19 protein-coding genes are annotated in these 23,819 nt (G+C 37.1%); 10 read left to right on the top strand and 9 right to left on the bottom strand.

Annotated features, from left to right (window positions below; translation table 11 throughout):
* Positions 1–57 precede the first annotated feature (57 nt).
* On the top strand, positions 58–1,398 hold the full coding sequence (gene ffh, locus ACY2LT_RS05340) for a signal recognition particle protein (RefSeq protein ID WP_491814341.1): 1,341 nt from the start codon (positions 58–60) through the stop codon (positions 1,396–1,398).
* A gap of 31 nt (positions 1,399–1,429) precedes the next feature.
* Positions 1,430–1,855: a 30S ribosomal protein S16 gene (gene rpsP, locus ACY2LT_RS05335; RefSeq protein ID WP_491814339.1), complete on the top strand. Its 426-nt coding sequence runs from the start codon at positions 1,430–1,432 to the stop codon at positions 1,853–1,855.
* Between the two features lie 60 nt (positions 1,856–1,915).
* On the opposite strand, the gene ACY2LT_RS05330 is transcribed toward rpsP, so the two are convergent.
* Positions 1,916–3,796: an OmpA family protein gene (locus ACY2LT_RS05330; protein ID WP_491814337.1), complete on the bottom strand. Its 1,881-nt coding sequence runs from the start codon at positions 3,794–3,796 to the stop codon at positions 1,916–1,918.
* Positions 3,797–3,946: 150 nt separating this feature from the next.
* Between ACY2LT_RS05330 and ACY2LT_RS05325 the strand changes: the two genes are divergently transcribed.
* Positions 3,947–4,612 carry an outer membrane beta-barrel protein gene (locus ACY2LT_RS05325; RefSeq protein WP_491814335.1) on the top strand — a complete coding sequence of 222 codons (666 nt, stop codon included), beginning with the start codon at positions 3,947–3,949 and terminating at the stop codon, positions 4,610–4,612.
* Between the two features lie 57 nt (positions 4,613–4,669).
* Here ACY2LT_RS05325 and hflX read toward each other — a convergent pair whose 3' ends face one another.
* Positions 4,670–5,956: a GTPase HflX gene (gene hflX, locus ACY2LT_RS05320; RefSeq protein ID WP_491814333.1), complete on the bottom strand. Its 1,287-nt coding sequence runs from the start codon at positions 5,954–5,956 to the stop codon at positions 4,670–4,672.
* 188 nt (positions 5,957–6,144) lie between these two features.
* Between hflX and ACY2LT_RS05315 the strand changes: the two genes are divergently transcribed.
* Together ACY2LT_RS05315 and ACY2LT_RS05310 are read left to right on the top strand one after the other, a co-directional pair.
* On the top strand, positions 6,145–6,423 hold the full coding sequence (locus tag ACY2LT_RS05315; protein ID WP_491814332.1) for a hypothetical protein: 279 nt from the start codon (positions 6,145–6,147) through the stop codon (positions 6,421–6,423).
* Positions 6,402–7,337 (top strand): hypothetical protein, encoded by a 936-nt coding sequence (locus tag ACY2LT_RS05310; RefSeq protein ID WP_491814330.1) that lies wholly within the window; start codon positions 6,402–6,404, stop codon positions 7,335–7,337. Before ACY2LT_RS05315 ends, ACY2LT_RS05310 begins: the two co-directional genes overlap by 22 nt.
* Positions 7,338–7,396: 59 nt before the next feature.
* Here the strand turns inward: ACY2LT_RS05310 and ACY2LT_RS05305 are convergent, their stop codons facing one another.
* Both ACY2LT_RS05305 and ACY2LT_RS05300 read right to left on the bottom strand, forming a co-directional pair.
* On the bottom strand, positions 7,397–8,443 hold the full coding sequence (locus tag ACY2LT_RS05305) for a rhodanese-like domain-containing protein (protein ID WP_491814329.1): 1,047 nt from the start codon (positions 8,441–8,443) through the stop codon (positions 7,397–7,399).
* 45 nt (positions 8,444–8,488) lie between these two features.
* Positions 8,489–9,832, bottom strand: coding sequence for a cytochrome c3 family protein (locus tag ACY2LT_RS05300; protein WP_491814327.1), 1,344 nt, complete (start codon positions 9,830–9,832; stop codon positions 8,489–8,491).
* Positions 9,833–10,138: 306 nt separating this feature from the next.
* On the opposite strand from ACY2LT_RS05300, the gene ACY2LT_RS05295 reads away from it, so the two are divergent.
* The 3 genes from ACY2LT_RS05295 to coaBC are packed head-to-tail and all read left to right on the top strand — an operon-like array spanning position 10,139 to position 14,289.
* Entirely contained in the window at positions 10,139–11,962 is a 1,824-nt protein-coding gene (locus ACY2LT_RS05295) for a M20/M25/M40 family metallo-hydrolase (RefSeq protein ID WP_491814326.1), read from the top strand.
* Complete coding sequence (fmt, locus tag ACY2LT_RS05290) at positions 11,962–12,912, top strand: methionyl-tRNA formyltransferase (protein ID WP_491814324.1); 951 nt, start codon at positions 11,962–11,964, stop codon at positions 12,910–12,912. The genes ACY2LT_RS05295 and fmt overlap by 1 nt, the downstream gene beginning before the upstream one ends.
* A 12-nt stretch (positions 12,913–12,924) precedes the next feature.
* Positions 12,925–14,289 carry a bifunctional phosphopantothenoylcysteine decarboxylase/phosphopantothenate--cysteine ligase CoaBC gene (gene coaBC, locus ACY2LT_RS05285; protein ID WP_491814323.1) on the top strand — a complete coding sequence of 455 codons (1,365 nt, stop codon included), beginning with the start codon at positions 12,925–12,927 and terminating at the stop codon, positions 14,287–14,289.
* On the opposite strand, the gene ACY2LT_RS05280 is transcribed toward coaBC, so the two are convergent.
* Entirely contained in the window at positions 14,286–15,737 is a 1,452-nt protein-coding gene (locus ACY2LT_RS05280) for an alkaline phosphatase (protein WP_491814322.1), read from the bottom strand. The two genes, coaBC and ACY2LT_RS05280, sit on opposite strands and share 4 nt — an antisense overlap.
* A gap of 282 nt (positions 15,738–16,019) precedes the next feature.
* On the opposite strand from ACY2LT_RS05280, the gene ACY2LT_RS05275 reads away from it, so the two are divergent.
* Both ACY2LT_RS05275 and ACY2LT_RS05270 read left to right on the top strand, forming a co-directional pair.
* Entirely contained in the window at positions 16,020–16,310 is a 291-nt protein-coding gene (locus ACY2LT_RS05275; RefSeq protein WP_491814320.1) for a hypothetical protein, read from the top strand.
* Positions 16,311–16,352: 42 nt separating this feature from the next.
* Positions 16,353–17,132: a LysM peptidoglycan-binding domain-containing protein gene (locus ACY2LT_RS05270; protein WP_491814318.1), complete on the top strand. Its 780-nt coding sequence runs from the start codon at positions 16,353–16,355 to the stop codon at positions 17,130–17,132.
* 336 nt (positions 17,133–17,468) lie between these two features.
* On the opposite strand, the gene ACY2LT_RS05265 is transcribed toward ACY2LT_RS05270, so the two are convergent.
* The 4 genes from ACY2LT_RS05265 to ACY2LT_RS05250 all read right to left on the bottom strand — a co-directional run bounded on the left by ACY2LT_RS05265 (position 17,469) and on the right by ACY2LT_RS05250 (position 23,549).
* On the bottom strand, positions 17,469–18,602 hold the full coding sequence (locus tag ACY2LT_RS05265; protein ID WP_491814316.1) for a hypothetical protein: 1,134 nt from the start codon (positions 18,600–18,602) through the stop codon (positions 17,469–17,471).
* Positions 18,603–18,920: 318 nt separating this feature from the next.
* The gene (locus ACY2LT_RS05260) at positions 18,921–19,586 is read right to left on the bottom strand and encodes a hypothetical protein (RefSeq protein ID WP_491814315.1); all 666 of its coding nucleotides are present in this window, start codon (positions 19,584–19,586) and stop codon (positions 18,921–18,923) included.
* Between the two features lie 146 nt (positions 19,587–19,732).
* The gene (locus ACY2LT_RS05255; RefSeq protein WP_491814314.1) at positions 19,733–23,029 is read right to left on the bottom strand and encodes a type I restriction endonuclease subunit R; all 3,297 of its coding nucleotides are present in this window, start codon (positions 23,027–23,029) and stop codon (positions 19,733–19,735) included.
* The gene (locus ACY2LT_RS05250) at positions 23,019–23,549 is read right to left on the bottom strand and encodes a transposase (protein ID WP_491814312.1); all 531 of its coding nucleotides are present in this window, start codon (positions 23,547–23,549) and stop codon (positions 23,019–23,021) included. The genes ACY2LT_RS05255 and ACY2LT_RS05250 overlap by 11 nt, the downstream gene beginning before the upstream one ends.
* Positions 23,550–23,819 lie beyond the last annotated feature (270 nt).

The raw sequence follows: 23,819 nt of genomic DNA, 5'->3' as shown, positions 1-23,819 counted from the left end.
TGAATTAATAATATATTTGTAATTCTTTAAATTAACTATTAGTAATTTGATTTATTTATGTTTGAAAGCTTACAAGAAAAATTAGAATTAGCATTAAAGAAGTTTCGTGGTCAGAACAAGATAACAGAAGAAAACATTAGCGAAGCTCTGAGAGAAATTCGTCGTTCTCTTATCGAAGCTGATGTTAATATAAATGTTGCTAAAGAGTTTGTAGAATCTGTCAAACAAAAAGCAATTGGAACAGAAGTTCGTGGCAAATTGCTTCCCGAGCAGCTAATCGTCAAAATTATCTACGATGCATTAGTTGAAACTATGGGGAGCAAAAATGCTGAACTAATGTTCTCACCACAGCCCCCAACTGTCATTCTTGTCGCAGGTTTGCAAGGTTCAGGTAAAACTACTTTTTGCGGAAAGCTTGCAAGAAGCTTACGCAAAAAAGGCCGTCAGCCTTTGCTTGTTGCTTGCGACATTCACCGTCCGGCGGCAATTCTGCAACTTAAGCAACTTGGCGAACAAGTCAATGTTCCCGTTTTTTCTGAAGATGGTAAATCTGCCGTCGATATTGCTCAAGATGCACTCACTTATGCTCGCAAATTTGCTCGCGACGTCGTCATTGTCGATACTGCCGGACGCTTGACAATCGACGAGGAGATGATGAAAGAAGTGGCTGACATCGCGGCTGCTGTCAAGCCAACAGAAACATTATTCGTCTGCGATGCAATGATTGGGCAAGACGCCGTTACCACCGCTCGTGCTTTTCACGAACGGTTGAACCTCACCGGCGTTGTGCTTACAAAACTCGATGGCGATACACGTGGCGGTGCCGCTCTTTCAGTCTTGAAAGTAGTTGGCAAACCTATTAAATTCGTCGGAACTGGTGAAAAACTCGATAACCTCGAGCCTTTCTATCCCGAGCGTATCGCTTCCCGTATTGTTGGGATGGGCGATATCCTCACTCTTGTAGAAAAAGCCGAGCAAGAATTCGACCAAAAAGAAGCTGAAGCTTTGGAAGAAAAAATCCGTAAAAATCAATTTACTTTCGATGATTTCCTTACTCAACTCCGCACTATCAGAAAAATGGGCTCTCTTCGCGATTTGCTCGGTATGCTCCCAGGTATGGATAAAGCTATGAAAAACGTCAATATCGACGACAAAGCTTTCTCCAAAGTCGAGGCTATTATCTTATCGATGACCCCAAAAGAACGCTCTGCACCTAAAATTATTAATGGTTCCCGCCGTATCCGCATTGCCAAAGGTAGTGGCACAAGTGTTCAGGATGTAAACAAACTTCTTAAACAATTCGAAGAAATGCAAAAATTAATGAAAAGCGTTGCTTTGGGCAAGCGTTCCAAATTCCTGCCAAATCTCCCCTTTGGAGTTGGTGGTAAACGAAAATAATTTTTAGTTAAATATTTTAGGATTTTTTAAAATGGTAAAATTAAGATTAAGAAGAAAAGGTAGAACTCATCATCCGATTTATGATATCGTTGCAATCGATAGCCGTAAACGTCGCGATGGTGCTTTTATCGAAAGATTAGGTTATTTTGATCCTCATCAAAATACCAAAACAATCAGTATTGACCACGAACGTGCCGTCTATTGGCTTAATGTTGGTGCTCAACCTACTGATGTTGTTCGTCTTCTTCTAAGCTACGATGGTGTCCTTCTTCGTCGCGCTTTGATGAAACAAGGTAGAAAATCAGAAGAAATTGAGCAGGAAATTGCTAAACATCGTCAAATCGTTGCTGAACGCTATCGTCGCCGCAAAGAACTTCGCCGTAAACGCATCGAAGCCAAAAAGAAAGCTGAACAAGAAGCTCAAAATCAACCACAAGAAGAAGCCCCAGCAGAATAATTACCGATTATTAATAAAAAAATCCCCAGCTTTTGCTGGGGATTTTTGTTTCTGTTACTTTTATTGTTTCGGAGTTGAAACATATATTTGAACTGTTCTCGATAGATGTCTTCCAACAGGTGAATTGTTGTCGAATATTATTTCGCTTTCGCCTACTCCGAATGTTTCAAATTTTGCTTTAACTTTCGATTCTAAATATTTCTTTACATTATTTGCTCTGTTCTGAGCAAGTCGTTTATTGTAATTTTCATCACCAATTCTATCTGTATATCCAAAAATCTGCACAGTTGAATTAGACTTAATGTTTGGTACTACATATTGATCCAATATTTTTCTATCGAATTCAGATACTTCCGGGCTATCGAAATCAAACAGTGTTAATGAATACTTGTATATTACTCTGTCGGGTCTGTCTTCTGATACTTTTCTATTGAATGAATAGTATTCAACTGGAACAGAAGCAGTAGCATATCTTGATGCGCCCGACGATGTCTTTGCTGTAAAAGTATATTCAAGCGGAACCTGCGACGGAGCTAATTCATTCGGAGTAATTGCCCATTTAATAGGTTGTGGTTCGCCTTTACCTTCAAACTTCTTAATTAATTTCCCGGCTTGTTTGATTTCTAAATACCAGTCTGCTATCGCTTCGTTCGAACGAGCATATGTAACGAACTCTACTAAATCTGGATCTGCTATTCTACGTCTTTCACTTTCGATTGTTATCGGTGCTAAAATATCATTATTTGTAGTTGAAATTTCAACTCTGCGGTTTTCTGCAATTCCATCTGCTACTTTCGGGTTAGATGGTTTTGCCGGCTCTTTGCCTGCTACTGTCTGAATTCGTAACGGGTCAATGTTAAAATTCTTTACAAGGTAGTTCTTTGCAAATTCAGCTCTTTCAGCCGATAATTTTGTATCTTTCTCTCTTTGATTGTCTAAAGTTCCGGTAATTGTTATTCTTGCATTCATATTTTGCTTCATTCTTTCCCCAATAACGTCCAGAACTTGATTGTTAATAATCATTGCATCAGGTGGAAGCGATTTGATTGAAAACTCACCTGTTTTCCCACTTGCTTGAAGAGCATCTTCTGTTACTGGTCGGGCAGTGCTTTCCGTGAAAAATACGTACGGCAGCAATGGGAAAAGCTCACCATATTGTGTCTCTTCTACTGTGATTTTTTGCAATGGATAAGTATTCATTTGCTTGTCGTAATAACGTACTTCTTTGAACCCGACTTCTAATTCGACACCCGGAACATCTACTACTTCCGGCACTTTCTTCTTACCTAAACCAAAAGTTAAATTCATTCCTAATCTCAATTGTGGAACTGTATAACTATCCCAACTGGTATTGCCGGATACCTTCGTAAAAGGTATTCTAAATGATACTTCTGGTGAAAAATACGTGCTTCTTCCTATTTGGAATGTGTAGCCGGCGCCCAAAGCAACTCCTAATCTGAAATTCTTATCTGGAATATCCGTTTCAGGAAAAGATTGATACTCGTAATGTCCATTTAGCGGAATCCCAACTTCTGGACCAATATTCAGATACAATGGTATATCCCCAAATAAATTATGAAATTGAACCAAAGGTGTAATTTCCAAATAATCCATCTTAGTTGTTAATTTTTCATTGTTTTCCTTTAATTCTCCGCGAAATCCATTATATCCCAAGCGTCCCGATATTGAAATCATATTACTGATAGGGAAATATGCAATTATTCCACCATTGAAGAATATTTCATTGCTGTTTGTGTTGAATAAAGTAGTCGGATTTAGTGTCCCTGTTGGATTGACATTTGATGGCTGATGAAAATTAAAATGACCTCCTATATATGGTCCTATGTTGATTTGACCATTATACGGATATGTTTGAGCAAACAATACTCCGCCGAAAAGAAATGTCAATGCCATCGCGAAAAATTTCAATTTCGTTCTCATTATCTCTTCCTTTACAAATTGTGAAACAAAAAAATAATATATTCGTTACTCTATTATTAGTTTGATACGAAAAATGTTGTTTATGGTAACATATAAAATCAGAAAATTTTTTAATAAAAAAATCATTGTTTGTTAATAAAGGATTTCACTATGAAACGTTTTATTTTATTTTTTAGTTTTACCTTTATCTTATCTGTAATTTCAACTAATCTGTTTGCTCAGGGTATCGATGTTGGCTTTCATTTGGGGCTTTCCACTCCAAACGACAAAATAGCAAACGTTTACAACAAAAGCCAAATTAAACTTAATGGTGATTCCTTAGGAAATTTGGTTTCTAATGGAATGGATGCCGGCTATCATTTAGCTGTCAAAGGACGCATCGGTCTTGCTGATAATGCAGATTTATACTTAGGTTTTGGTTATCACAAGTTCCCTCAGACTAAAATCGAAGTTATTGATCCTCAAACCAACAAAGTTTTGGCGACATTGAACTCTACCACTAATATCATTCCTATCAGTGCTGGACTTAATCTATATCCTATTCGCTCTATAATTGGTATTTATGCTACTGGCGACTTGTCCTACAACTATATTTCGAGTTCGCTTGATTATAAAGTTGCTGGTGTGGAAGTGCCGCTTACTAAAACTCCAACTGATGGTCGTCTTGGCTTTGGCATTGGTACAGGTATTGATTTTTCTTTGGGCTTAATTCTTCTCAATGTCGAAGCTAAATATAACTATATCAATTTTATTGGTAAGTCCGACAAAGAAGATTCTAAAAATTATTTATCGGTGGCTCTTGGTGTATATTTCTAAATAAATAAAAAAGCAGGGGAGAGGTTATCCCCTGCTTCTTTTATTTTTAATAAATAATTATTTTGAAATATACTTTCCAAAAATATTCTCAAAATATTTCTCTTTTTCTGCCTGAATTTTCACTTTAAACACCATTGAAGTTTCTGTATCCAGTCTTTCCTGCACTTCATAATTATCATAAAGATGAGATACTAATTCAGATTTTTCATAAGGCAGATTTACTTCAAAAATATTGTGAAAACGATTGTATTTTTCTTGCATCAATTCAAGCAAACTTTCAATATTAATTCCTCTTTTTGCAGAAATAAATATCGAATCAGCAAATTCTTGCTTCAAAGCTCTGTGTATTGTTATATCATCAAGCATATCAACCTTGTTGAACACCATTATTGTTGGCTTCTCATTAATTTTAAGTTCCTCTAACGTCTTGTTTACTGTCTGTATTTGCTCTCTGAATAATTTATGCGATACATCGATAACGTGTAGCAACACATCGGCTTCCATTGCTTCCATTAATGTGCTTTTGAACGATGCAACTAAATTGTGAGGCAATTTCTTTATAAATCCTACTGTATCGGAAATCAGTGCTTTCTGCCCGCTCGGCAAACTGAATTGCCGAACCGTTGTGTCCAATGTAGCAAAGAGCTTGTCCTCAACATAAACCCCAGCATTTGTAATTGTATTTATTAATGTTGATTTTCCGACATTTGTATATCCGACAAGAGCGAATTTTGGCATTTCAGAACGTTTTTTTCTTTGTTCTTTCTTCTGTAATTCAATTTCTTTGAGCTTTTCTTTCAGGTTTTGAATACGTAATCTTATTATTCGTCTGTCCGTCTCAATCTGAGTTTCTCCAGGTCCTCGTGTCCCAATTCCTCCATATTGCTTGGATAAATGTGTCCACATTCGTGTAAGTCGCGGCAAAATATATTGCAATTGTGCAAGCTCTACTTGTGTCTTAGCTTCGTTTGTTCTTGCCCGCGTAGCAAAAATATCTAAGATTATACCACTTCTATCTGTAACCTTTATATTTAGTTCCTTTTCGAGATTACTTACTTGCGCCGGCGATAGATTATCATCAAAAATTATTAATGAAATGTTCTCTTCTTTAACAATTTGTTTTACCTCTTCGAGCTTTCCTTTTCCAAGTACTGTTGCCGAACTTATCTTTGGCAATTCCTGATATATCTTGTGAATTATTTCCGCACCTGCTGTTTCAGCAAGAAAAACAAGTTCATCAAGGTCTTCCAAAGCTTCTTCTCTATTGCTTCCCTTAACTTTCACACTACAAGCAATTGCTCTTTCACGTTTTTCCTCAATTTTATTCTGTTTTTCAAGTATCATATCGCTCCATTTTTTTGTTTAAAATACAAAATTAATGCAATTTCAAATAATTATCTTAATTATTTGAAGAGTATTCTTTTTATTATCTCTTTATTCACTACAAATATTTTGGTATTATTTTTGTCTTTATTATTAAGTTCATTATTATTGATGTCGATATTTATGTTAAATTAATTATTGCCAAAATATTGAGTATTATTCGACTACTAAATATTAAGAAAAAAATAAAACCTGAGACTTTCTACGAACAATTAGCTAAAGATGGTCTCCTTGTAGATTATTTAAATAAATTTTTATCTGATAAAATTAACAGCGACGAAGATTTTAAGCGTGAAATTTTCGAAACTCTTCTATTGCATAGCAATGAACCTTTTGTAGAAGTCGAAAAATACTATTTGGAGAAACTCATTTCATCTTTGAGCTACTTTTTGGAGTATACGTCCCAATGGAGAGAATCAAATCAATAAGTCCGGAAATTATTGGGCTTTTCGATAAAATTATTCAGCAAGCCGAAGAATATCATCGTGCTTTCGAACTTCTTGATAAAAAAGTGAAAGATTTCGACGCAGCTATCAACCGCCTAAATGAAATGGAGACCAAAATATCTAAGGATGCTGAATCTGCAATTAGCAAAATCAATACTAATATTCTTGAATCTATCATTCTTCTTAAAAATAAAACCGAAGAAACTATTAAGCTTGCCAATGACCTTGGTGATATTAATGCATTCAAAAAAGAAATGGAGCAACTCAAAGATGATATTGTTTCTATTCAAAGCAACTCTGCTAAAATAGTCGAAGAAATGGATAAATCGCTCAAATTTTTCAAAAAGAAATCCGAACTTGAACTTGAATCAACCCTGATTGGCTTGAAATCTAAAATCGAAAAAGAAGTTGCTGTGGAATCTCAAAAAATCGAGCTTCGCATTAATATGCGGCTTAAACAAATGGAATCTGCTTTGATAGGTCTCGACGAAAAAGTTAAATCATTTGAAGTTAATTTCTCTTCTGTAATTAAAAAAATTACTCTTGACATTGATATTATCAAACACGGCTATTCTCTGGATTTAGAACAAAACAACGAATATAACAACCAGCTTGTAAATCAGGAAATATCGGACAAAATTGCTTCTTTGGAAAATATGCTCAACATAATCAATGAAAAAATCTCTTCTCTTTCCGGTGGCAAGATTAAATATGAAAAAGAACGCTCGTCAGATAGCGAACAAATCGAAAAATTAGATAGTAAGCTGCAATTTCTTTCAAGAAAAATTGACTCAATCGAAAAAACAATTGCAAGTTCGCAAAGCAATACGTCTATTCTCATCGCCTCAATTGCTATTATTCTTGCTCTTCTTGCTATTATCCTCAAATTTATATAAAAAACCTTCGGGCGACAGCTATCTGCACGAAGGTTCTTTATCATTGAAAAGCAATTATATTATGGCTTTTCGTAATCTTTATTGATAATGTCTCTTGTTGGATCAAATGCCGTTAAACCTTTTTCTTTAACTTTGTCGTAAATCATTCCTGATGTTCCGAATAATAATGATTTTGCATCATATCCAAGAACTCTTAAAAATGCAATTACATAAGCACTTGTTTGACCTGTGTAGCAATAAACGACAATTTGTTTGTTGGTCGGAAGTGTGAGTAAGTCTTTTGTTGATTTCAAAGATTCCTTCGGAGTGTATTGCATTGCACCGGGAATATGTCCGGGATCTAAATAATGTGCAGCAGGCCAATAATTAATAATAAATAAATTGTTTAAGTTGTTAAATACATCAGTGTGGCTAATTCCTGTTGCATCAACTCCAAGTCCGGATGCCCATCCCTTTCCGAATAAATACTTAACTCTTTCTTCCAATATCTCTTTGCCTGTTTTCTTGCCTGTGCTCAAAGTAGGTAGCGGGTTCTTTGTTGTTGGTTTTGGTGTTTCTGTTTGCACAAATTGGGTAGCCCGTGAATTCCCGTTAGCAATAGTGTTTTTGTAAGTATTTGCAAAATCATCATGCCATGCAGACATACCAAATTTCATTGACTTAACATTTGAATACCCGAGCAATCTCAATAACGATGCTGAATAAGCTGCTGATTGTCCGGTATAGCATACCAGCACAACATCTTCGTATGTTGCTAAATTAGTTGCATTTGTTTTGAAATAGTCATATAAGTTAGGAATTAGTACATTTACTGCATTTTTGATATGACCATTGTCGTAGTCAGCTTTTGCGCGAACGTCAATGATTTTGATTTTGTCTGGTGTAGCTAAGTTCTTGTTGTAAACGTCAATTGCGTTAATAATCGTAGGTGCTTGCGTATTAATAAAATCGCCACCTGTTGTTTCCAAATATTCGAGCAAAAGTTCTGCTTCAGTTTTCGTCGGACCATTGTCGTCATCATCGTCCGAACATCCTACAAAAGTAAGCGATAGTGCAATCAATAATATTGCGATTAATGAATTAAGTTTTTTAAAATAATCTTTCATATAATTTCTCCAAAAAAGTGGAACAAAAAGTTATCTTATTGAAATTTATTTAAGACCCCAGGAATTAGGTAATTTACCATCAACTACTATATTTTTGCTCGCTTGTTTTTCCCAATCATATAAATCTGAATCGAACAAATATAAGTTTTTGTTTTTCCACACATCTCCATCTTTGTAAATATGGCAGCTTGCGTAGCAAGCTTCGCCTTGTGCCACAGTTGTTCTTGCTGTGCGTTTCAAAATATTGTGCGGACTTGTGTAATTAAATGTTGGCGCTGCATCAAACTTTGCATATTGCGGAACATCATACATACTCCAATTGTCCGGTGCTGCAAGTGTGCGGCGTACAAGTGTGAACTTGTAATTCTTCTTAACATCAGGTATTGGATTTAATGCTATTTTGAACTCAAGATGAGAGGTTATTCGGGCTCCGGCTCCACCAATATGGCAACTTCCACAAGTATTGTAGTTTTGCGAATGGCATACATGACAATTGAAATCATCTGCGTGTACTGAATGGTAAGTGTTAGAAGTTGCTACATTTTTATGACAATCTTCGCATTTCGGAAGTTTTTCATAAGCATAACGCTGAACAACTTTCTGCCCGTTCCCGTGCAATTCATCTTTCTTATGGCAGCTGAGACAGTTAAATCCAGCCTTCGTAAGATGAACATCAGGTTGAGTGCCACTTCCTACACCTAAAAATGCATGTCCACCACGTGATGAATGGCATACAACACAAGTATTCATCATATCAGGTTTTTTGAAATTATGCCCCTGTGCCAATCCTCCTCCGCCGGCGTGTGGTCTGTTCACATGGCAATCTCCACAGCTTGCGTGGCAAATAGAACAGTTTTTATTGTAACCCTGCTGATGTTTTGCAGGCAATTGTGCAAAATCATCAGCTCCACTTAATCCAGAACGTAAACATACTTTGCGTTTTTGCCCCCATCCTTGATGCAGATTATAGTGCTGATTGTTTGCATAAGTTGAATGGCACTTCCCGCATTTTGCTACTGCCGAGTCTGATGGAGACTTCAAAAAGTTCCCCGAGTGAGCAGTTGCTTTATCCGCAGTATTATCAACACCGTTGTGGCAATCTGTGCATTTCATTCTGCCGTGCGGAGAATTTTTGAAACTCTGGTAGCCATTCCCTCCCATATACACACGGTCATATGGCTCAAAATGCGGTGCATCGCCACCACAGCCGCCGACAGGAGCCTCGCTATCAGGAGTATACACAGCTTTCAGATGCTCATAATTGGTATGGCAACCTTCGCACGAAGCAACATTTTTGGTGTTGTCCGATGGATTGTCTTTGCTGTCATCCGAGCATCCAACTATTATTCCTGCTGTGAGCAAAATTAAAACTATAAAAAATTTTTTCATTACTGTAACTCCATAATTAATTATCCAAATTATTAAAAAATTAACATATTTTCATTAATATTGAGTTTGATTTCGTTTATTCACCATATTTTTCATTTTTTACAAACAAATTTAGAATGCTTAAAATAATTAATTAATATTCATAATCGCTTGATTTAATAAAATATATCAATAATATTTTATTTGTCAAAATGAATTTTCTTTTATTTCGAGAAATATTATTCGATTTCTGGTCTTATATTTTTTTATTTTTTAGTTTATTTTGATTATTTTTAATCTTTGCTATAATAATAAATAGGTTGAATTATGAATTTGCTGAAAAAATTATTGTTTATAAAAATTTTTGTTGCACTCTTTTTTGTAAATTCCTTTGCTCAGAAAGACCCTTCTTCACCAGATAATATTAAGAAATACGTCCAATATCTTGCCTCAGAAGAACTCGAAGGACGCCTACCCGGCACCGCCGGCATCGACAAAGCTGCAAATTATATTTCCCAACATTTTAAAAAAGTTGGACTAAAATCTTTTCGTGAAAATTATTTTCAGCAATTCGACGTTAGAACCGGAATTAAGCTTGGTTCTGAAAATAAATTTGCTTTGACTGTGCTTGTTGAGCGCCTCGGTGTGCCAGTCGAAAAATGGAAACCCGCAACTAAAAATATTAACGTCGAAGAAGAATGGTTGCCTGCGGCTTTCAGCGAAAATGGTTCCGTTAGTGCAGACCTTGTATTTGCCGGCTATGGCATTTCTGCCGAACCTCTGGGATATGACGACTATAAAGATATTGATGTAAATGGCAAAATAGTAATCGTTATCTCTGGTAGTCCTGATGGCTCTACCGAAAAATCAAAATTTGTCAATTATCTTTCCGATAGATACAAAGCGACTAATGCCAGAAATAAAGGTGCTGTGGGTGTCCTGATTGTCAATCCGCAAGGTGATTCTGCAAACATTTTGAAACCTCTGAGCTTTCAGATGATGTCCCGCAATTCTGGTATTTTAGTTGCCTATATCAAGAGAACACTTGCTTTCTCGCTTATGCCTAAGAATGTGCAACTCAATTATGTTGAAAACGCAATTAATAAATCTCAAAAACCAAATAGTTTTGCTGTCCCATATACTAAAGTGTCTCTTACTATTGACTTAGTAGACGACTATAGACCAACAAGCAACGTTATCGGTTACGTCGAAGGGCGTTTCAATCCTCAGGAATACATCGTTGTCGGTGCTCATTACGACCATCTTGGATACGGGCAACTTGGAAATTCTGCTTATGTAGGAAAAACTCCTAAAATTCATCCCGGCGCAGATGATAATGCCTCTGGTGTTGCCGGTGTAATGGAACTTGCCGAACGCTTCGCAAAAAATCCTGCCGATAGAACAATTGTGTTTATGGCTTTCACTGGCGAAGAAATGGGATTGCTTGGCTCTACTCACTATGTCGAAAACAACTTTTTCCCTCACGAAAACACATTCCTTATGCTAAATTTTGATATGATTGGACGAATGAAAGATAACAAGCTCCAGATTTTTGGCTTAGGCTCTTCACCCGTTCTGTCCAATGTAATTGATTCAATTTCCTCAATTGAAAATATCGGGATTGTCAAACTTCAAGATGGATTTGGTCCAAGCGACCACACACCTTTCTACAAAAAGAAAATTCCTGTTATGCACTTCTTTACCGGTGCACACGGTGATTACCACAAACCCACAGATACTTGGGAAAAATTAGATTATGTTGCTTCTGCTCGCGTTGTTGATTTTGCCGAAAGCGTTGTCCGTCATTTCGCTTCTATCCAGCAGAAACCTGCTTTTACTGAAGTTGTGGACACAACTAATCGTCCCGCGATGCGTGGAGGTGGTCCTTGGTTCGGTATTGTACCTAATTTCGAGGAATCTCCTCTCGGACTGAAAATTTCCGGTACTTCGCCCGGTAGCCCGGCACAAGCAGCCGGTCTGAAAGAAGACGACATTATCACCCATATTGATGATAAACAAGTCAAAAATTTACACGATTTTATGTATATTATCGGCGAATATAAAGCCGGCAATACTGTCAAAGTTCGTGTCCTTAGAAATAACAAAGAAATGTTCTTTAATGTTACTCTTGCTAATAGGAACAAACAATAATGAGTCTCTCAATTGTTTTTATGGGAACCCCTGAATTTGCGGTTCCCACTCTTATTGAACTGAATAAGAAATACGACGTTAAAGCCGTAGTTACCGCTACCGACAAGCCTCAGGGACGTGGACACAAAGTTCTGCCTTCTCCGATAAAAAAAACTGCTTTGGAACTTGGTTTGCAGGTTCTTCAACCTAATAATCTGAAAGATAATGAATTTATAGAAACTCTTAAAGCTATAAATCCGGATATAATAGTTGTCGTTGCTTTCAGAATTTTGCCAAAGGAAGTCTTTACCATACCTCGTCTTGGATGCTTCAATATTCACGCAAGTTTGCTCCCAAAATATCGTGGTGCTGCACCAATTAATTGGGCTATTATAAATGGTGAAACAGTAACCGGTCTCACATCTTTTCTTATTCAGGAAAAAGTCGATACAGGTAATATTTTGCTTCAGACTGTTGTTCCGATTCCCGACGGTGCAACAGCCGGTGATTTGCACGATTTGATGTCGCCATTAGCCGCCCGATTGTCAATCGATACTTGTGAACTACTTGCAAAAGGCAACTACAAACCAATTCCACAAGACGAGAGTCTTGCCACTTCTGCTCCTAAGATTTTCAGTCAGAATGCCAAAATTAATTTCGATGATTATGCAGAATTAGTTCGCAACTTTATTCACGGTTATTCACCTGTCCCCGGCGCTTACACAATTTTCGACGGTAAGAAAATGAAAATTTTTCGCGCTGACTACGAAAAATGTAGCTGTTCAGTAAATGAAGCTTTTTTAAGTCTTCAAAATCCGGGTGAATTTTTGATTGAGAAAGGGCTATTTTGCGTCAAATGCAAAGCTGGATATATCTTTATCAAAGAATTGCAGATTGAAGGTAAAAAAGTAACAACTGTTGCTGATTTTATCAATGGATATAAGGGCGAAAAAAAAGGAATGTTTCAATAATTGTTGATTACTATGGAAAAAGTTTTGAAAAATAAAAAAATTGTTGTGGGAGTAACAGGCTCAATTGCTGCTTATAAATCTGCTCTGCTTGTTCGTGAACTAATCAAATCCGGTGCTGATGTTCAGGTTGTGATGACACCTGCCGCAACTAAATTTATTACTACTACCACACTCGAAAGCCTGAGTCGTCATCCGGTCGTTGTTGAGATGTTCGAAGATATTAATCAAACAAGCGGTGCTTGGCACGTTCAACTTGCTCAATGGGCTGATTTGATGATTATTGCTCCTTGCTCGGCAACCACGCTTTCTAAAGTCGCAAATGGATTAAGCGATACTGCACTCGTATGTGTGGCGATGGCTCTTCCACCGGAAAAACCTTTGCTTATTGCTCCTGCTATGGACTACGATATGTGGCAACATCCCGCTACTCAAAATAATGTCCGGATTCTGAAATCTTTTGGCTACACTGTCATTCCTCCTGCTGAAGGTGAACTTGCTAGTGGGCTTATAGGTCCTGGACGTTTGCCTGATATTCCCGTATTAATGGACTATATTTTCAAATCATTCGATTCATTAAGCAGTTCATCCCCAATTAACTCCAAAAATGAAGCCGTCAATTTAACAGAAAAACCTCTCGAAACAATTGACGAAAGCCTTGAAAAAGATAAATGGAATGCCGAACTTGAACTCGAAATGCTAAAAAAGAAAATTCATTCTCAGACTTTTGACAGGTTGAAGGGAAAGAAAATTCTTATCACAGCTGGACCTACAATCGAAAAAATCGATTCCGTGCGTTTTATTTCCAATTTTTCTTCAGGGAAAATGGGCTTTGCGATTGCTGATTTTGCTGCTCAAATTGGTGCAGAGGTAATCTTGATTTCTGGTCCAACCCAACTCGAACAACCCCAAAATTGCAGTTATATTTCTGTCCAGTCTGCCGAAGAAATGTTTCAGGCGGTAATGCAATATTTCCCAAATGTTGATGTTGCAATATTTTCAGCTGCAGTTGCTGATTTCACTCCAAAAATCAAATTTGAACATAAAATGAAAAAAGAAGAGGTAGGGGAGAGCGTTACTATTGAACTTGTTCGCACCAAAGATATTCTTGCCGAAGCTGGCAAATCAAAAACTCATCAATTTATCGTTGGATTTTCTCTCGAAACGGAAAATCTGCATGAAAATGCAAAACGTAAGCTCCATCAAAAAAATTGCGATTTGATTGTTGCCAATTTGGCAAATGTTCCCGACAGTGGATTTGGCGGTGATAAAAATACTATTACAATTATTGATAAGCTTGGCAATGAAACTAATTTTATGCCCTTGCCAAAACTTCAGGCTGCAAAAGAAATTCTAAAGGCAATTGCCGAACGATTTTAGTTGTTCAGCATTTGCCACAATATTTTTATTCCTGCTCCGATTTCTGAATTTTGCAGATATTTGCCTTTTTTCTGGTCAATTTCATCAGCAAGCAGAGAAAATATATTTGCCCCTGCTCCTTTTGCAAAAAATGGGACAAGAGTGTTTGTATGGCTCGTTGAATTGAACTGCATTTCTGGCATTTTGCCTTTGCCGTTGTTCTTTATTGGTTTGTCAAAAGGTTTGTTCTTTTCTTCGTCTGTTCCCGTTAAATATCCGGTTTCGTGGTCTGCTGTTATTATCAATAAAGTTTCATCCCAGGAACTATTTCTTTCTATCCAGGCAATTACGCTATCAATTGCAACAAAGAAATCTACTGCTTCCTCAATCAAACGCCCTTTTTGGTTGCCGTGACAAGCCCAATCTATTGCTCCTCCTTCTATCATCAAGAAAAAGCCTTGCTTGTTTTGTTTTAAAGTGTTTAGTGCCGCCAGCGATACTGTTGCTAAATCAGGTATATTCTGGTTGAATGGCACTTCATATGCATCTTCCATTGCCTGACCTTTCCCCTCGAAATATGACTTATCGTCAGTTGTCTTTCTTCTCTGCTGGAATGTTTCAGCTACTTGTGCCACTCCAAGCAATCTTTTGGGAACGAATTTTCCACGTGCAATTTTCTCAAAATCTTGCTTTTTCTCAATTAAATACCACGCGTCGGGAACTTTGTCTCCATCTATATCAGCAACAGTCTTCTTTTTGCCATCCACAATAAATTCAGTCGAATTTTTGGTTAGTCCAACCCATATAAGGCTATCACCAACATATTTAAATGTTTTTGCTTGGGATGTTTTTTCTCCATCGTGATTATAATAAGGATGTCCTGCTCCAATAATCACATCAACCTTGCTATCAAGTAGCATTTCTTTAGCTATTTCCGAATAGTTGTTCCTATGCTCGTTGTGTGCAACAAACACCGCAGGTGTAGCGTGGCTCAACATTACTGACGTAACAACTCCCGCAGATTTCTTTAATTTTTTTGCAACCTCTGATAAATTTTCAATTGGCTTTTTATTTATATCCATACCAATTGCCCCGTTATATGTTTTCTCGCCACAGGCAATTGCTGTTCCCGAGGCACCCGAACAAGTGTACTGCTTCTGTATCCACGAATAATTATCCCACGCATCCTTAGTATTGTATCCTATGCTCCAGTCTAAATCCGAGTCTTCTCCTTTTTGTCCGGCTTTTGCAGCATAAGTCGATACATACAGTTTTACCGGAAACTTATGAAACTGCTGAGAGTTATCAACTCCACGTTGATAGTAAGTTGCAGCTTTTATTTGATTCTCGCCCATACCATCGCCTATCATAATAATCACATTTTTTGGCTTTTGGATTTGGGCAAAAGTGATATTAATAGCAAATACTAAAAAAATAGTTACCTGGAAGTATAAAAATATTTTTTTCATTTCCAAATCTCCTTTAATGAATATCGTTATTGACGTTGTTTTAACTGATTATTTTTTGATTTCATAAGATTTGTATAGAAAATTCCAAATCTCTATTTTTTTAATAAATTAACTTGTTCAATGATTTTTTTTGTTGTTTTTATTAATTTAAATTTGTTATTTTTATTAGGAATAATTAGAAAAAATTACGATTTTTGTTATTATTCATAATAAATAATAGAGTTTGACATCATTTATTAGTTATAATAATATTTGTTTATTAAACCCCTACAAGGAGGATTTATGAAATTTAAAAAGCTCATTTCAATTTTCGGGCTTTCCTCAATGTTAGTTCTCTCTTCGTCTTTGCTTTCTAATTGCACAAGAATGATAACCGAAGAGCAACTAATGCAACTTCAGGAATTACGCAAACGCGAAAGTCAGCTTAACACACAAATTTCAAACAAACAACAAGAAATTAACAAAATTCAAGGCGAAATCAACGCTCGCAAAGGCGAACTTAAAAACTGTGATAAAGAACGTGAATTTGTTAAGCAAAAACTTTCACAATGGCCAAATGTTTGGCAGGATTAATTTCTTGAACAATAATGTGAAACAATCAATTAATGGAGAAATATGAAAAAGATTTTAACAATAGTTAGCATTTTATTCTTATCGGGTGCTTTTGTGTTTGCTCAAATGCCACCTGCAAGCAAGCCTGATGCCGAGCTTACTCGCAAAGAAGCTGAACTTCGTATTCAGGATTTCCAATCAAGAGTATCTTCTCTCGAAACGAAATTAAATGAATTGAATGCAAAATATGAAGAACTCGAAATCGAATTGAAAAATGTCAATGCTGCTCTTCGTGATTGCCATGACGAAATTAGACGCATTTTGGGTGTTACCGATGCCGATATCGAAGCCTTTGCTCAAAAATTAGGCGTGCTCGAAGGCAAAGTTCGCGATATGAAAAGACTTAACGACGACCAACTCGCCGACCGCAGAAGCGATGTCGAAGCTTTAGAAAAAGAATATCTCGAACTCAGAAAAAATAAAATCTCGATTATGCCAAAATTCTTCGATAGAATGGTGCAATTAGGACGTGATATTCGCGGACTTTACCGCGAAAAGAAAATTACTACTTACACTGTTGGCACTTGGGCAGAAAATCGCGACTGTTTGTGGAACATTTCCGGCAAAATGGAAATCTATGGCGATCCTCTCCAATGGCCCAAAATCTGGCAGGCAAATACTGACCAAATTCGCAATCCTGACATTATTTTCCCGGGACAAGTTCTCAAAATCCCACCAGCAGGACCAAAAACTCCTGAAGAAATCAAAGCTGAACGCCGCTACTGGCGCTTGAAACGCCAAGCTGCTGAACAACAACAACCAACAGCTGTCCCTGGCAATTAATAAAAATATTTATAAACACAAAGGCGGTTCATTAGAACCGCCTTTTTTCATTTAGCAAACCCTTCCGAAGGTTTCAAAACCTTCGGAAGGATAACTGTAAACACATAGTTGGGCTCCTCCTCAAAGGTGGAGCCCAACTAAATATAAACTTCATCCGACGACTCAAAGTCATTGGATGAATGATACGTATCTTTATCTTTTATCATTATTTATCTTGTTTTGTAAATGTTTCTCTAACATTTAGCCGCTTACAACAGTGGGGAATTTCGGAATACTACACTTGATTAAACCACGTCAGCCCCCATTGAAGCAGACGGTTGTTAGCGGTTCGGCTTTTTATACTTCTTTCAATTCTGTACATATTAATCGCAATGAAGTATAGTATTCAATTTCGTCCGAGATATTATGTTTCATATGTTCAAGTTCACTTAATACCAAGTCATTGTCTTGGCATTTACTTTTCAGCATTCCACCAAAAAATTCAAAGTCGAATAAATTTCTTTTAGTTGCAATCTTGCCAATTTCATATTGATAAGTTACTTGTTCTGGCTTTTCAATTTCAAATGTTTCGTCTAAGTTTGTAAATGCAAAATCTATTTGAGGTAATGATAAACTCTCAAGGGTAGTTTTGTCAACTTTATTTCTTTCAAAAATTTCTTTTACCGATTTTCTTTTATCTCTTATAGCTGTCCGTAAGTCATTGTAAAACCCATCAATAAAGTTCTGATAACGTATATGTTCATTTCTACGGTCATAAATTTTTAGTAACGAACTTTTGTCATAAACGAAATCAGATTTGAAAATGGCTTCAAAATATAGTTCAACAAGTTTTAATACTGTCTTGAAATCGTGTTTATCAATTACCTTTTCCAGTTTCTCAAGCTCCAACAAATATTCTTCTAATATTGATTTCAGCTTTAAAAGAATTTTGTCAAAATAATTTTCAAGGAACTCTCGGTGTCGTTCCTGAATATCAGCAATTTTATAGGTCTTGCTCTCAAATTTAAAGTTGTTATCCTTATGATACCTGAGATACTGAATTTCGTCTTCATTTGCTTGGTAACTAAAAAGCGTTGATGAAATCAAATTGCCTTCTAATTTTCTTATGGGATGTCCAACGAGCTCATTCCTTAAGTCTCGGTTTAAGTAATACGTTGGGTCATTTTTTAATGCTCCTTTGTCTATACCTGTCTTAAAAATTTCTAGCATTTCTTGAACAAAGTCCTGCTGAATATAAATAGCTTGCAAAAAGCTAATTGTAAAGGAAAATTTATCAGTATAGTTTGAATGTTTTTCGCTTGTGAATACTAAGTCAAGGGTATCCTTAAAATACCCAAGGATATCACCAAAGTAATTTGTCTTTACGTCTTCGTTGAACTTGATTTTGCTTGAACAGAATTTGTAGTCCCATATGAAGTAATTCCATATGTCGGCAATTCTGTCAAGTTTGTCTTCAACTGTCGATTTCATTGTCTTGCTTTGTGTCGTTTTAAGCTGACCGCTAACAAATATTTAAACGCAATTTAACAATTTTATTTTAATTATTTAGTATTATTGCGTTGAATATAAAAAAATAGAAGGCTTAGAAACCTTCGGAAGGGTAATTGCAAACACAAAGTTGGGCTCCACCTCTAAGGTGAAGCCCAACTAAATAAAAACTTCATCCGATAACTTCAAGTTATCGGATGAATGAAAATAGTTTACTTTTAAAAAATCCGTACAACTTCTTAGTATACATACAGATTCGAAAGGAATTGTTAGTTCTGATGGACAGACCAAAGCACAAATCTATATGCTTTCTTTGAGTTGAAAAGGCAATCCTTCTATAAAACTACAACGTGTCTTGTCATAATACCAATGTCGTCTACTATTATTTTTATCAATTTCAGTTACAATAAGATACACTTCTCTTGAATCGTCGCATCCATTATTATTTAATCTATTGACAGCATCTTGATACGCCTCGTCCATATGTTTTTCAAGGTCTTTTAAAGCTCCTCCTTTTACTAATTCACTTTCTCTAATAATCATTTTATATGAAATAGACATTTTAAAAGGATTTTTTTTGTCTAACAGTTTTAGAAAATCAAAGACAATTTCTTCTTTTGACCACCCATATTTCAATGAAAATTCTATCCCAATATCTGGACTGTCATAATTACCAATTGCAAAATCAATAAATCCTGCTGTGCCACTAGGGGCTGGTTGATATTTATTATTTTTCCTTTTATATCTACCGAAGTTTAACCCTGTTTGTTGTTTATACGTTGGCCACTCTGGGTGGAATGTAATTTCCCAAATATTTTCAGTTAGATTTAGCAAATGATACTTTTCTTGCAATAAGTGCGAGAAGTAATGGTGCAAGTATCTTTCATTAAATCTCTTACCGTTATATTGTATCGATTGTGCGATCTCTAAAATAACCCCCAATACATCTATCTTAATATCTTTCATCTTTATTCATTTCCTTTTGTTAGCTTTCTTCGAACATTTTCCGCCTTTACGCCGTCTTACAAGAATAGAGCATTTGTTGATGGGCTGAGTTTTTCTTAGGATTTTGCCTATATTTTGTAATACTTCTACCTGTTTGCTAACGTAGTTTAAACAGAGTAGGCAACTTCTGATTTTCCATGTGTCAATTCCTCAGCTATCATTTCTGCCTGCTTTAATACTGTTTCAGTTGCTAACATTTGCATATCTGGCGGATAACCATACTGCCGCAATACCCGCTTTACGATGACTTTTAATTTTGCCTTGACGCTTTCCTTTATTGTCCAATCAATCGATGCATTTTCGCGTACTTTATTGTAAAGAACTACTGCTAATTCTCTAAGTTTTTCTTTTCCCATCAACTCACGAGCACTTTCATTGTCAGCAACTGCGGTATAAAAAGCATATTCATAATCGGAAAGTCCCAGCTCTTCTGGTCCTTTATCCATATCTTTAATTTCTTTACCGAGATTGATTAATTCCTCAATAACTTCTGCGGCTGTTAATATTTTGTTATGGTATTTTCTTATAGCATTCTCAAGCATTTCCATCAAGGTTTTGCCCTGTACAAGATTTTTCTTTAACCTTGCTTTTATTTCATCGTTGAGAAGTTTTTTGAGTACCTCCATTGCAAGGTTTTTGTGTTCCATATTTTTGACTTCAAATAAAAATTCCTCCGAAAGAATAGATATATCTGGTTTTTTAATACCAGCTGCGTCAAATACATCAATCACCTTATCAGTTACAAGGGCTTTATCAATTACCTGCCTGATAGCTGTTTCAATTTCTTCATTGGTTTTACCTGAGTCGGTTTTATCGAATTTAGCGAGCCTTGCCTTAACTGCCTGGAAAAAAGCAACTTCGTCTTTTATTGCCATAGCTTGTTCATGCGGAACGGCAATTGAATATGCTTTTGAAAGGGCTGTCACCTTGTCAATAAAACGTTTTTTGCCGTCTTCAATACCGAGAATATGTTCTTCTGCTTCAAGAATAATTGAAAGTTTCCTGCTTGTATCTGCTTTATAATACTCCTGATAAGCAAAACCATAAAACATTTGTTTTACAATCTCTAGTTTTTCGAACATTAGCTCTACGGCTTGTTCCTGAGTTACAACCGGATCACCTTTTCCTCCTGAGCTTGAATAGAAAGAAAGTGCTTTTTTAAGATCGGCAGCAATACCCAGATAATCGACAATCAGCCCGCCAGTTTTATCTTTATACACCCTATTGACCCGTGCAATTGCCTGCATGAGATTGTGTCCCTGCATAGGTTTATCGATGTACATGGTATGCAGACAAGGAACATCAAATCCGGTAAGCCACATATCACAGACAATTACTAATTTTAATTCGTCATCGGGGTTTTTCATACGGTCTGCAAGCATGCGGCGTTGTTCTTTTGTGGTGTGATGCTTTGCAATATTAGGACCATCAGATGAAGCCGAAGTCATCACTACCTTGATGACACCTTTTTTCAGATCTTCGCTGTGCCACTCAGGACGTATTTTGACGATTTCCTCGTAAAGAGCAGCTGCAATCCGACGCGACATAGTAACAATCATACCTTTGCCTTCAAAAACTTCCTGGCGTTGTTCAAAATGAGTTATAATATCCTGAGCCAGATGTTTTAATCTGTCGGCACTGCCAACAAGTGCTTCGAGTTGTGTCCATTTGGCTTTTGCTTTCTGGGTTTCCGAAAGATCATCCTGTTTTAATTCTTCATCCAGCTCACTAACCAGCTTTTTGCCTTCTTCGCTTAAGCTGATTTTTGCCAGACGGCTTTCGTAATAAATCCTCACTGTTGCACCATCTTTAACCGCCTGCTCAATATCGTAGATGTCAATATAATTTCCGAAAACAGCCGGGGTATTTTTGTCATCTTTCTCAATTGGAGTCCCAGTAAAACCGAGATATGTAGCATTGGGTAGAGCATCGCGCATGTACTTGGCAAAACCATAGACTGTTTTTTTGCCAACAACATTACCGTTTTCATCTTTTGCATCTACGATTTTTGCCTTAAATCCATATTGGGTACGGTGAGCCTCATCAGCGATCACCACAATATTTTTTCTTTCAGAAAGGGTTTCATAGACATTGCCCTCCTCGGGCATGAATTTATGTATAGTGGTAAAAACAATACCACCAGAAGCAACTTTGAGCAACTCTTTAAGATGCTCACGGCTTTCGGCTTGCACAGGTTCCTGCCGCAAAAGCTGACGGCAAGCTGCAAAGGTGTCAAAAAGCTGGTCGTCGAGGTCGTTTCGGTCGGTGATAACCACGATGGTGGGGTTGTCCATAACAAGCACAATCTTACCTGTAAAAAACACCATAGAAAGTGATTTGCCTGAACCCTGGGTATGCCATACTACACCACCTTTTTTGTCACCCACACTCTGGCTGTTCACACCCGGCAAGCCATAATTTTCGGGCAATTCCATCACTTCGGTGGCTTCGACAAGCTCAGCCAGCTGTACCTTAGCGGACACTGAGCTTGTCGAGGTGCCCGTGAATTTGTATCCAGCCGCCCTGAGTGTTGATTCTACAGCACGATTTACTGCATAGTACTGGTGATATGCTGCCATTTTCTTTACAGTTTCCACGGTAATCTGGCCGGTTTTTTTATCTTCTTTTTTTGATTTTTCGAACACAATAAAATGGCGTATCAAGTCGAGAAGCGTATGTTTTTGCAGCATTCCATGGATGAGAGTTTCGAGTTGTCCAATCAGCGGCGATGCCTCTACCTTGCCATCAGCGGTTTTCCAGGCGGAAAAACGGCTGATATTTGCCGATATGGTGCCGGCTTTTGCTTCAAGACCATCGGAAATAACTATAAAACCATTGTATGCAAATAACCTCGTTATAGCCTCTTTGTAGGTTTGTATCTGTCGAAAAGCGGCATGAAGCGTAGCTGTTTCGTCTGCCGGATTTTTAAGCTCAATGACAACCAGCGGTAAACCATTTACAAATAAAACAATATCTGGACGCTTGTTTATATTGTTTTCGATAACGGTAAACTGATTCAATACCAGAAATTCGTTGTTGTCGATATTGTTAAAATCAACCAGCCACACGAGGTCACCGCGGCTGTGGCCATCTTTTTGGTAGCTTACATTTATACCGTCTGTAAGCTTGCGATGGAAGTTTTCGTTGTTGACAATTAGCTCTGGAGAATTGAGGCGGAGAATCTGTTTGATGGCATCCTCGCGCGCATCGGCGGGTACAGCAGGATTTACGCGAGCCAAAGCCTGCCGCAAACGTTCTATTAAAATCACATCTTCGAACGACTGCCGTTCGGGTTTAGTGCCATCGGGGGCAATGTCGGGACCATATACATATTCAAAACCCTGGTTTTGAAGCAGTTCAATGGCGAAGGTTTCAATGGTAGTTTCGGTAATTTTAACGGTCATAATAATCGTCTTTACCCCAATTCAGGGGATTATTGTTTATGTATTCTGAAATTCTGTAATATGATTCATCATTGCGGATGATGTGTTCGTAATAATTACGTTGCCACGCAAACGCGGGATTTATTGAACGTGCGCGTTTGGTAACGACCGATTTATACGAACCAATAATGGACGATAGGGTGTTTTTCCCCTGGTTTTGAAACCGTTTTTGCCCAATGGTTTTTGTATTTGTATTCGTATTCGTATCGGTATCGGTATTTGTAGAGACAAGGCATTGCCTTGTCTCTACGTTTTGGACGTTTTGGACGTTTTGGACGTTTTGGACGTTTTGGACGTTATTGGCGTTATGGACGTTACCATTTTTATTTTCGTTTTCGCCATCGTTTGGTTTATCAATTATAATAATTCCATGCACGTGATTGGGCATAATCACAAATGCGCCTAAACGGACAAACGAAAAATGATTTGGTATTTCCAACCAAAATTGATTGGCCAATTGCCCAATTTCCGACAATACCATTTGTCCATCCGATATTTCACCAAAAAAATTTTGCCGGTCGTGCGTACAAATGGTAACAAAATAGGCGGCATTGTGGCCATAATCCCAATGCAGCAATCGGGTAGAGGGTATGCGATATGTGTTTTTGTATTTATTCATAATTTTACCCGTATTTCGCCTGTCATTAATTTAGACAACATCCATATACGTTTCCGTTTCCGTTTCCGTAGAGACAAGGCATTGCCTTGTCTCTACATTTTTAATAATTATCGTTCAACAACATTTCCACAT

This window comes from Eximiradius proteiniborus, assembly GCF_058546985.1.
Note: the sequence above shows the minus strand (reverse complement) of the source record. Positions and strands in the feature narration are given on the sequence as shown.

Coding starts and splice junctions, on each gene's coding strand:
- ffh (WP_491814341.1), top strand. CDS start 58: ATGTTTGAAAGCTTACAAGAAAAATTAGAATTAGCATTAAAGAAGTTT.
- rpsP (WP_491814339.1), top strand. CDS start 1,430: ATGGTAAAATTAAGATTAAGAAGAAAAGGTAGAACTCATCATCCGATT.
- ACY2LT_RS05330 (WP_491814337.1), bottom strand. CDS start 3,796: ATGAGAACGAAATTGAAATTTTTCGCGATGGCATTGACATTTCTTTTC.
- ACY2LT_RS05325 (WP_491814335.1), top strand. CDS start 3,947: ATGAAACGTTTTATTTTATTTTTTAGTTTTACCTTTATCTTATCTGTA.
- hflX (WP_491814333.1), bottom strand. CDS start 5,956: ATGATACTTGAAAAACAGAATAAAATTGAGGAAAAACGTGAAAGAGCA.
- ACY2LT_RS05310 (WP_491814330.1), top strand. CDS start 6,402: ATGGAGAGAATCAAATCAATAAGTCCGGAAATTATTGGGCTTTTCGAT.
- ACY2LT_RS05305 (WP_491814329.1), bottom strand. CDS start 8,443: ATGAAAGATTATTTTAAAAAACTTAATTCATTAATCGCAATATTATTG.
- ACY2LT_RS05300 (WP_491814327.1), bottom strand. CDS start 9,832: ATGAAAAAATTTTTTATAGTTTTAATTTTGCTCACAGCAGGAATAATA.
- ACY2LT_RS05295 (WP_491814326.1), top strand. CDS start 10,139: ATGAATTTGCTGAAAAAATTATTGTTTATAAAAATTTTTGTTGCACTC.
- fmt (WP_491814324.1), top strand. CDS start 11,962: ATGAGTCTCTCAATTGTTTTTATGGGAACCCCTGAATTTGCGGTTCCC.
- coaBC (WP_491814323.1), top strand. CDS start 12,925: ATGGAAAAAGTTTTGAAAAATAAAAAAATTGTTGTGGGAGTAACAGGC.
- ACY2LT_RS05280 (WP_491814322.1), bottom strand. CDS start 15,737: ATGAAAAAAATATTTTTATACTTCCAGGTAACTATTTTTTTAGTATTT.
- ACY2LT_RS05275 (WP_491814320.1), top strand. CDS start 16,020: ATGAAATTTAAAAAGCTCATTTCAATTTTCGGGCTTTCCTCAATGTTA.
- ACY2LT_RS05270 (WP_491814318.1), top strand. CDS start 16,353: ATGAAAAAGATTTTAACAATAGTTAGCATTTTATTCTTATCGGGTGCT.
- ACY2LT_RS05265 (WP_491814316.1), bottom strand. CDS start 18,602: ATGAAATCGACAGTTGAAGACAAACTTGACAGAATTGCCGACATATGG.
- ACY2LT_RS05260 (WP_491814315.1), bottom strand. CDS start 19,586: ATGAAAGATATTAAGATAGATGTATTGGGGGTTATTTTAGAGATCGCA.
- ACY2LT_RS05255 (WP_491814314.1), bottom strand. CDS start 23,029: ATGACCGTTAAAATTACCGAAACTACCATTGAAACCTTCGCCATTGAA.
- ACY2LT_RS05250 (WP_491814312.1), bottom strand. CDS start 23,549: ATGGTATTGTCGGAAATTGGGCAATTGGCCAATCAATTTTGGTTGGAA.